We start from the raw sequence: 6,943 nt of genomic DNA, 5'->3' as shown, positions 1-6,943 counted from the left end.
TGAAGCTGGAACGCGGAGCGTCCCTGGAGGCGTTCCCACGCAGAGCGTGGGAACGTTCGGTTCATATTAGTGCGACATCACTTCACGGATGTCGCGGGCCAACTCTCGTACACGTTCTTCTTCGGTATCCCACGAACACATGAAGCGTGCGCCGCCGTTACCGATGAAGGTGTAGAAACGCCAGCCCTTGCCTGTCAGTGCGGCGATGGCCGGTTCCGAGAGTTGCAGGAACACGCCGTTGGCCTGTACCGGAAACATCAACTCGACACCGGGAATGTCACTGACCAGTTCGGCGAGCAACTGCGCACAGCGGTTGGCGTGGTTGGCGTATTTGAGCCAGGCGTCGTTTTCCAGGATGCCGACCCACGGCGCTGACAAGAAGCGCATCTTCGACGCCAGTTGCCCGGCCTGTTTGCAGCGATAGTCAAAGTCTTCCGCCAGTTTGTGGTTGAAGAACAGAATCGCCTCGCCCACGGCCATGCCGTTTTTCGTACCGCCAAAGCACAGCACGTCGACACCGGCCTTCCAGGTCAGGTCTGCCGGCGAGCAACCGAGGAATGCGCACGCATTGGAAAAACGCGCGCCGTCCATGTGCAGATTCAGCCCGAGTTCCTTGCAGGTGGCGCTGATCGCGCGGATTTCGTCCGGGGTATAGACGCTGCCCACTTCGGTGGCCTGGGTCAGGGTCACGACGCGGGGTTTCGGGTAATGGATGTCCTGTCGCTTGAGCGCGACTTCGCGGATCGATTCCGGTGTCAGCTTGCCGTTTTCAGTACGGGCGATCAGCAGCTTGGAACCGTTGGAGAAAAATTCCGGCGCGCCGCATTCGTCGGTTTCGACGTGGGCGGTTTCCGAGCAGATCACGCTGTGGTAACTCTGGCACAGCGACGACAGGGCCAACGAGTTGGCGGCGGTGCCGTTGAAGGCGAAAAACACTTCGCAATCGGTTTCAAACAGTTTGCGGAATCCGTCGGAGGCGCGGGCGGTCCATTCGTCGTCACCGTAGGCGCGCTGGTGGCCGTGATTGGCCTGTTCCATGGCCGCCCAGGCTTCAGGGCAAATGCCGGAATAGTTGTCGCTGGCGAATTGTTGGCTCTTATCGGTCATGGCCTGCTTCCGTGATCGGGACGCTTATGGTGAAGCGCCTCGTGGTCAATGATGGTGCGCACTTTACCGAAGATCGTCCGGGGAGTACGTGGGATGTTTCTGTCAGAAAGATACAAGGATGCCGGGCAATTATGCACATGACTATGCCCGTAAAGCAGCGCGACGGTGCACTGGACCTGCTCAAGTGGTTGGCGCTGCTGAGCATGGTGCTCGATCACCTGCGATATGTCGGTTATTCCGTCGATCTGTTGTATGTGCCGGGACGTTTGGCGTTCCCGTGGTTTTGTCTGGCGATGGCGGCGAACCTGGCGCGCAAGCCGGCCGAGGTGAACGCTGGACAGTGGCGCTATCTGGGCTGGTTGCTGCTGTTCAGTGCGCTCAGTGAAGTTCCTTACCGGATGTTCATTGCCAATCCCGACACGCTGAACGTTATGCCCACACTTGTCCTTGGATTGCTGGTGGTCCGTGGCTGGCAACAACCGGCGCTTCAATCGCGTTTGCTGGCGGTGGCTGCACTGCTGCTGGCGGGTTTTTTTTCGCAGCGTGTGATGTTCGGTTTTTTTGGCGTGTTGTTGCCGTTGGTACTGCTGTGGGTGATCCGTCGTCCCTGGTATTTCGCGTTGCTTGCGGGGCTTGTCTGTCTGGCCGCCAATCAATGGCAGGTGCTGTATTACTCCGTTCGGCTGGGCAGTCATGTGGCTGTGGCGGCCATTATCACTTGTCTGATTGCGCCATGGCTGGGGCTGTTCCTGTTGCGACATGCCCGTGACGCAAAACCACCGCCGATGCGACGCTGGGCGTATGCGCTGTATCCGGCGCATTTCCTGGTGTTGCTCGCAGTGCGACAGGCCATCGCCTGACCCGACCCCTGTGGCGAGGGAGCTTGCTCCCGCTGGGCTGCGCAGCAGACCCAACGCCTGTGCATGCGGTCTGCCCGTCAGCTCGTGGTTATCGCTTTTGCGACTGCTTCGCAGTCGAGCGGGAGCAAGCTCCCTCGCCACAAAGGCATCCACTGGCTCGGCCATTTCACGCCATGTCGTAAACGCACCTTTGCGTGGCGCCCGTAGGCATTTGACCCTTCGAAGCCAGTCATACCATCGCTATCAAAGGGCACTGCCGAAACGCCAGTGCCTCACCGAGACGAATGGCGCACAGATGCCGCTGGGAGAGACGCGATGTTCAGCAAGCAAGACCAGATCCAGGGTTACGATGATGCACTGCTGGCGGCGATGAATGCCGAGGAGCAACGTCAGGAAGATCACATCGAGCTGATCGCGTCGGAGAACTACACCAGCAAGCGCGTGATGCAAGCGCAAGGCAGCGGCCTGACCAACAAGTACGCCGAAGGCTATCCGGGCAAGCGCTACTACGGTGGCTGCGAGCACGTCGACAAGGTCGAGGCCCTGGCCATCGAGCGCGCCAAGCAGCTGTTCGGCGCCGATTACGCCAACGTCCAGCCGCACTCCGGTTCCTCGGCCAACAGCGCCGTGTACCTGGCCTTGTTGAACGCCGGCGACACCATCCTGGGCATGAGCCTGGCCCATGGCGGTCACCTGACCCACGGCGCCAAAGTGTCGTCCTCGGGCAAACTCTACAACGCCGTGCAGTACGGCATCGACACCAAGACCGGCCTGATCGATTACGACGAAGTCGAGCGTCTGGCCGTCGAGTGCAAGCCGAAGATGATCGTGGCCGGCTTCTCTGCCTACTCAAAGACCCTGGACTTCCCGCGCTTCCGCCAGATCGCCGACAAGGTCGGAGCGCTGCTGTTCGTCGACATGGCCCACGTGGCCGGCCTGGTCGCTGCCGGCCTGTACCCGAATCCGCTGCCGTATGCCGATGTGGTCACCACCACCACCCACAAGACCCTGCGCGGTCCACGTGGCGGCCTGATCCTGGCCAAGTCCAACGAAGAAATCGAGAAGAAGCTCAACGCCGCGGTCTTCCCGGGTGCCCAGGGCGGCCCGCTGATGCACGTCATCGCCGGTAAAGCGGTGTGCTTCAAGGAAGCGCTGGAGCCAGGCTTCAAGGCTTACCAGCAACAAGTGATCGACAACGCCCAGGCCATGGCCGGCGTGTTTATCAAACGCGGCTACGATGTAGTGTCCGGCGGCACCGATAACCACTTGTTCCTGGTCAGCCTGATCCGCCAGGGCCTCACCGGCAAAGAGGCGGACGCAGCACTCGGTCGCGCCCACATCACCGTCAACAAGAACGCTGTGCCGAACGACCCGCAGTCGCCGTTCGTGACCTCCGGCCTGCGTATCGGCACCCCGGCCGTGACCACACGCGGCTTCAAGGTGACCCAGTGCGTAACGCTGGCCGGCTGGATCTGCGACATCCTCGACAACCTCGGCGATGCCGATGTCGAGGCCAATGTCGCCCAGCAAGTGTCGGCCCTGTGCGCGGACTTCCCGGTTTATCGCTGAGCGCGGTTTTGGAGTAAATGACTATGCAACGCTATTCGGGCTTCGGCCTCTTCAAACACTCCCTCAGCCACCACGAAAACTGGCAGCGCATGTGGCGCACGCCGACCCCGAAAAAGGTCTACGACGTGGTTATCGTCGGCGGTGGCGGGCACGGTCTGGCGACCGCCTACTACCTGGCCAAGGAACACGGCATCACTAACGTGGCCGTGGTCGAGAAGGGCTGGCTGGGCGGCGGTAACACCGCGCGCAACACCACCATCGTTCGCTCCAACTACCTGTGGGACGAGTCGGCGCACCTGTACGAACACGCGATGAAACTGTGGGAAGGCCTGTCTCAGGACCTCAACTACAACGTGATGTTCTCCCAGCGCGGCGTGTACAACCTTTGCCACACCCTGCAGGACATTCGTGATTCCGAGCGTCGAGTCAGCGCCAACCGCCTCAATGGTGTCGACGGTGAGTTGCTCGATGCCAAGCAAGTGGCCGACGAGATTCCGTATCTCGACTGCTCGAAGAACACCCGCTACCCGGTGATGGGCGCGACCGTCCAGCGTCGCGGCGGCGTCGCCCGTCACGATGCCGTGGCCTGGGGCTTTGCCCGTGCCGCCGACGCCTTGGGTGTGGACTTGATCCAGCAGACCGAAGTGATCGGTTTCCGCAAGGAAAACGGCGTGTGCATCGGTGTTGAAACCAACAAGGGCTTCATCGGCGCCAAACGCGTCGGCGTGGTCACTGCCGGTAACTCCGGGCACATGGCCAAGCTCGCCGGTTTCCGTCTGCCGATCGAATCGCACCCGCTGCAGGCGCTGGTGTCCGAGCCGATCAAGCCGATTATCGACAGCGTGATCATGTCCAACGCCGTACACGGTTACATCAGCCAGTCCGACAAGGGCGACCTGGTGATCGGCGCCGGTATCGACGGCTACAACGGTTACGGCCAGCGTGGTTCGTATCCGGTGATCGAGCACACCATCCAGGCCATCGTCGAGATGTTCCCGGTGCTGTCGCGAGTGCGCATGAACCGTCAGTGGGGCGGCATCGTCGACACCACCCCTGACGCTTGCCCGATCATCTCGAAAACCCCGGTACCGAACATGTTCTTCAACTGCGGTTGGGGCACCGGTGGATTCAAGGCAACACCTGGCTCGGGCAACGTGTTTGCCGCGAGCCTGGCCAAGGGTGAAATGCACCCATTGGCCGCACCTTTCTCCATCGACCGTTTCCACAACGGTGCGTTGATCGATGAACACGGCGCTGCTGCGGTTGCCCACTAACAGGAGAAATCCCCATGTTGCATATCTTCTGTCCTCACTGCGGCGAACTGCGCTCCGAAGAGGAATTCCACGCATCCGGCCAGGCGCACATCCCGCGTCCACTGGATCCGAACAGCTGCACCGACGAGGAGTGGGGCGACTATATGTTCTTCCGCGACAACCCTCGCGGTCTGCACCATGAACTGTGGATTCACGCCGCCGGTTGCCGTCAGTACTTCAACGCCACCCGCGACACCGTGACCTACGAGATTCTCGAAACCTACAAGATCGGCACCAAGCCACAATTCACCGACAAGACCGATAGCCCGAAAGCGGCCAGCACGGCTCTGGGAGAGAAGGTATGAGCCAGATCAATCGCCTGTCCAACGGCGGACGGATCGACCGCAACAAAGTGTTGAGCTTCACCTTCAACGGCCAGAGCTACAAAGGCTTCGAAGGCGATTCGCTGGCCGCTGCACTGCTGGCCAACGGCGTCGACATCATCGGTCGCAGCTTCAAGTATTCCCGTCCGCGCGGCATCTTCGCCGCCGGTGCCGAAGAGCCGAACGCGGTCCTGCAGATCGGCGCCACCGAAGCCACACAGATTCCCAACGTACGCGCCACGCAGCAAGCGCTGTATCAAGGTTTGGTCGCCACCAGCACCAACGGCTGGCCGAGCGTGAACAACGACATGATGGGGATTCTCGGCAAGGTCGGCGGCAAGCTGATGCCACCGGGTTTCTACTACAAAACCTTCATGTACCCGCAATCGTTCTGGATGACGTACGAGAAATACATTCGTAAGGCCGCCGGTCTTGGCCGCTCGCCGACTGAGAACGATCCGGACACCTATGACTACATGAACCAGCACTGTGACGTGCTGATCGTCGGCGCCGGCCCTGCTGGTTTGGCGGCAGCCTTGGCTGCTGCGCGCAGCGGTGCCCGGGTGATCCTGGCGGACGAACAGGAAGAGTTCGGTGGCAGCCTGCTCGACTCCCGCGAAAGCCTCGACGGCAAACCTGCCGTGGAATGGGTCGCCAGCGTTATCGCCGAGCTGAAGAACACCCCGGACGTGCTGCTGTTGCCGCGCGCCACGGTCAACGGTTACCACGATCACAACTTCCTGACCATTCACGAGCGCCTCACCGATCACCTCGGCGACCGCGCACCGATTGGCCAGGTGCGTCAGCGCATCCACCGTGTTCGCGCCAAGCGCGTCGTACTCGCGACCGGCGCTCATGAGCGTCCACTGGTCTACGGCAACAACGACGTGCCGGGCAACATGCTGGCTGGCGCTGTCTCGACTTACGTGCGCCGTTACGGTGTGGCACCGGGCAAGAAACTGGTGCTGTCGACCAACAACGATCACGCCTACCGCGTGGCACTGGACTGGCTCGACGCCAGCCTGCAAGTGGTCGCCATCGCTGACGCCCGCAGCAATCCGCGTGGTGCGTTGGTTGAAGAGGCGCGCGCCAAAGGTATCCGCATCCTCACTGGCAGCGCCGTGATCGAAGCTCGTGGCACCAAGCGTGTGACCGCAGCCCGTGTGGCCGCGATCGATGTGAAGGGACATAAAGTCACCAGCCCTGGCGAATGGCTCGACTGTGACATCGTCGCCAGCTCCGGCGGCTACAGCCCGGTGGTGCACCTGGCATCGCACCTGGGCGGCAAGCCGATCTGGCGTGAAGACATCCTCGGTTTCGTACCGGGCGAAGCTCCGCAAAAACGTGTATGTGTCGGCGGTATCAATGGCGTCTATGGCCTTGGTGATTCCCTGGCCGATGGTTTTGAAGGTGGCGTGCGCGCGGCCAGCGAAGCCGGTTTCGGTCCGGTCGAAGCGACCTTGCCCAAAGCCCTGGCGCGTCTCGAAGAACCGACCCTGGCGCTGTTCCAGGTGCCGCACGAAAAGAACACCGCGCGGGCTCCGAAGCAATTCGTCGACCTGCAAAACGACGTCACCGCCGCCGCTATCGAACTGGCGACCCGCGAAGGCTTCGAATCGGTCGAGCACGTCAAGCGCTATACCGCATTGGGCTTCGGCACCGATCAGGGCAAGCTCGGCAACGTCAATGGCCTGGCCATCGCTGCCCGCTCGCTGAACGTGACCATCCCGCAGATGGGCACCACCATGTTCCGTCCGAACTACACGCCGGT

Annotated in this window: 6 protein-coding genes; 5 read left to right on the top strand and 1 reads right to left on the bottom strand. The window is 61.4% G+C overall.

Features of this window, described 5'->3' with window-relative positions:
* Positions 1-66: 66 nt before the first annotated feature.
* Positions 67-1,107 (bottom strand): low specificity L-threonine aldolase, encoded by a 1,041-nt coding sequence (locus tag D8U69_RS05415; protein WP_056853884.1) that lies wholly within the window; start codon positions 1,105-1,107, stop codon positions 67-69.
* Between the two features lie 131 nt (positions 1,108-1,238).
* Between D8U69_RS05415 and D8U69_RS05410 the strand changes: the two genes are divergently transcribed.
* From D8U69_RS05410 to D8U69_RS05390, 5 genes are all read left to right on the top strand, one after another.
* Positions 1,239-1,967 (top strand): TraX family protein, encoded by a 729-nt coding sequence (locus tag D8U69_RS05410; protein ID WP_241668640.1) that lies wholly within the window; start codon positions 1,239-1,241, stop codon positions 1,965-1,967.
* A 315-nt stretch (positions 1,968-2,282) separates the two neighbouring features.
* Entirely contained in the window at positions 2,283-3,536 is a 1,254-nt protein-coding gene (glyA, locus tag D8U69_RS05405; protein WP_056853882.1) for a serine hydroxymethyltransferase, read from the top strand.
* A gap of 23 nt (positions 3,537-3,559) precedes the next feature.
* Positions 3,560-4,810 (top strand): sarcosine oxidase subunit beta, encoded by a 1,251-nt coding sequence (locus D8U69_RS05400; RefSeq protein ID WP_007980419.1) that lies wholly within the window; start codon positions 3,560-3,562, stop codon positions 4,808-4,810.
* A 14-nt stretch (positions 4,811-4,824) separates the two neighbouring features.
* On the top strand, positions 4,825-5,154 hold the full coding sequence (locus tag D8U69_RS05395) for a sarcosine oxidase subunit delta (protein WP_047534309.1): 330 nt from the start codon (positions 4,825-4,827) through the stop codon (positions 5,152-5,154).
* On the top strand, positions 5,151-6,943 hold a 1,793-nt coding region (locus D8U69_RS05390), incomplete at its 3' end, for a 2Fe-2S iron-sulfur cluster-binding protein (protein WP_130906852.1). The genes D8U69_RS05395 and D8U69_RS05390, both read left to right, overlap by 4 nt.

The sequence above is a fragment of the Pseudomonas sp. Sample_16 genome (genome assembly GCF_004307665.1).
GTDB lineage: Bacteria > Pseudomonadota > Gammaproteobacteria > Pseudomonadales > Pseudomonadaceae > Aquipseudomonas.
This window is presented reverse-complemented; position numbering and strand designations above follow the sequence as displayed.

Coding starts and splice junctions, on each gene's coding strand:
- D8U69_RS05415 (WP_056853884.1), bottom strand. CDS start 1,107: ATGACCGATAAGAGCCAACAATTCGCCAGCGACAACTATTCCGGCATT.
- D8U69_RS05410 (WP_241668640.1), top strand. CDS start 1,239: ATGCACATGACTATGCCCGTAAAGCAGCGCGACGGTGCACTGGACCTG.
- glyA (WP_056853882.1), top strand. CDS start 2,283: ATGTTCAGCAAGCAAGACCAGATCCAGGGTTACGATGATGCACTGCTG.
- D8U69_RS05400 (WP_007980419.1), top strand. CDS start 3,560: ATGCAACGCTATTCGGGCTTCGGCCTCTTCAAACACTCCCTCAGCCAC.
- D8U69_RS05395 (WP_047534309.1), top strand. CDS start 4,825: ATGTTGCATATCTTCTGTCCTCACTGCGGCGAACTGCGCTCCGAAGAG.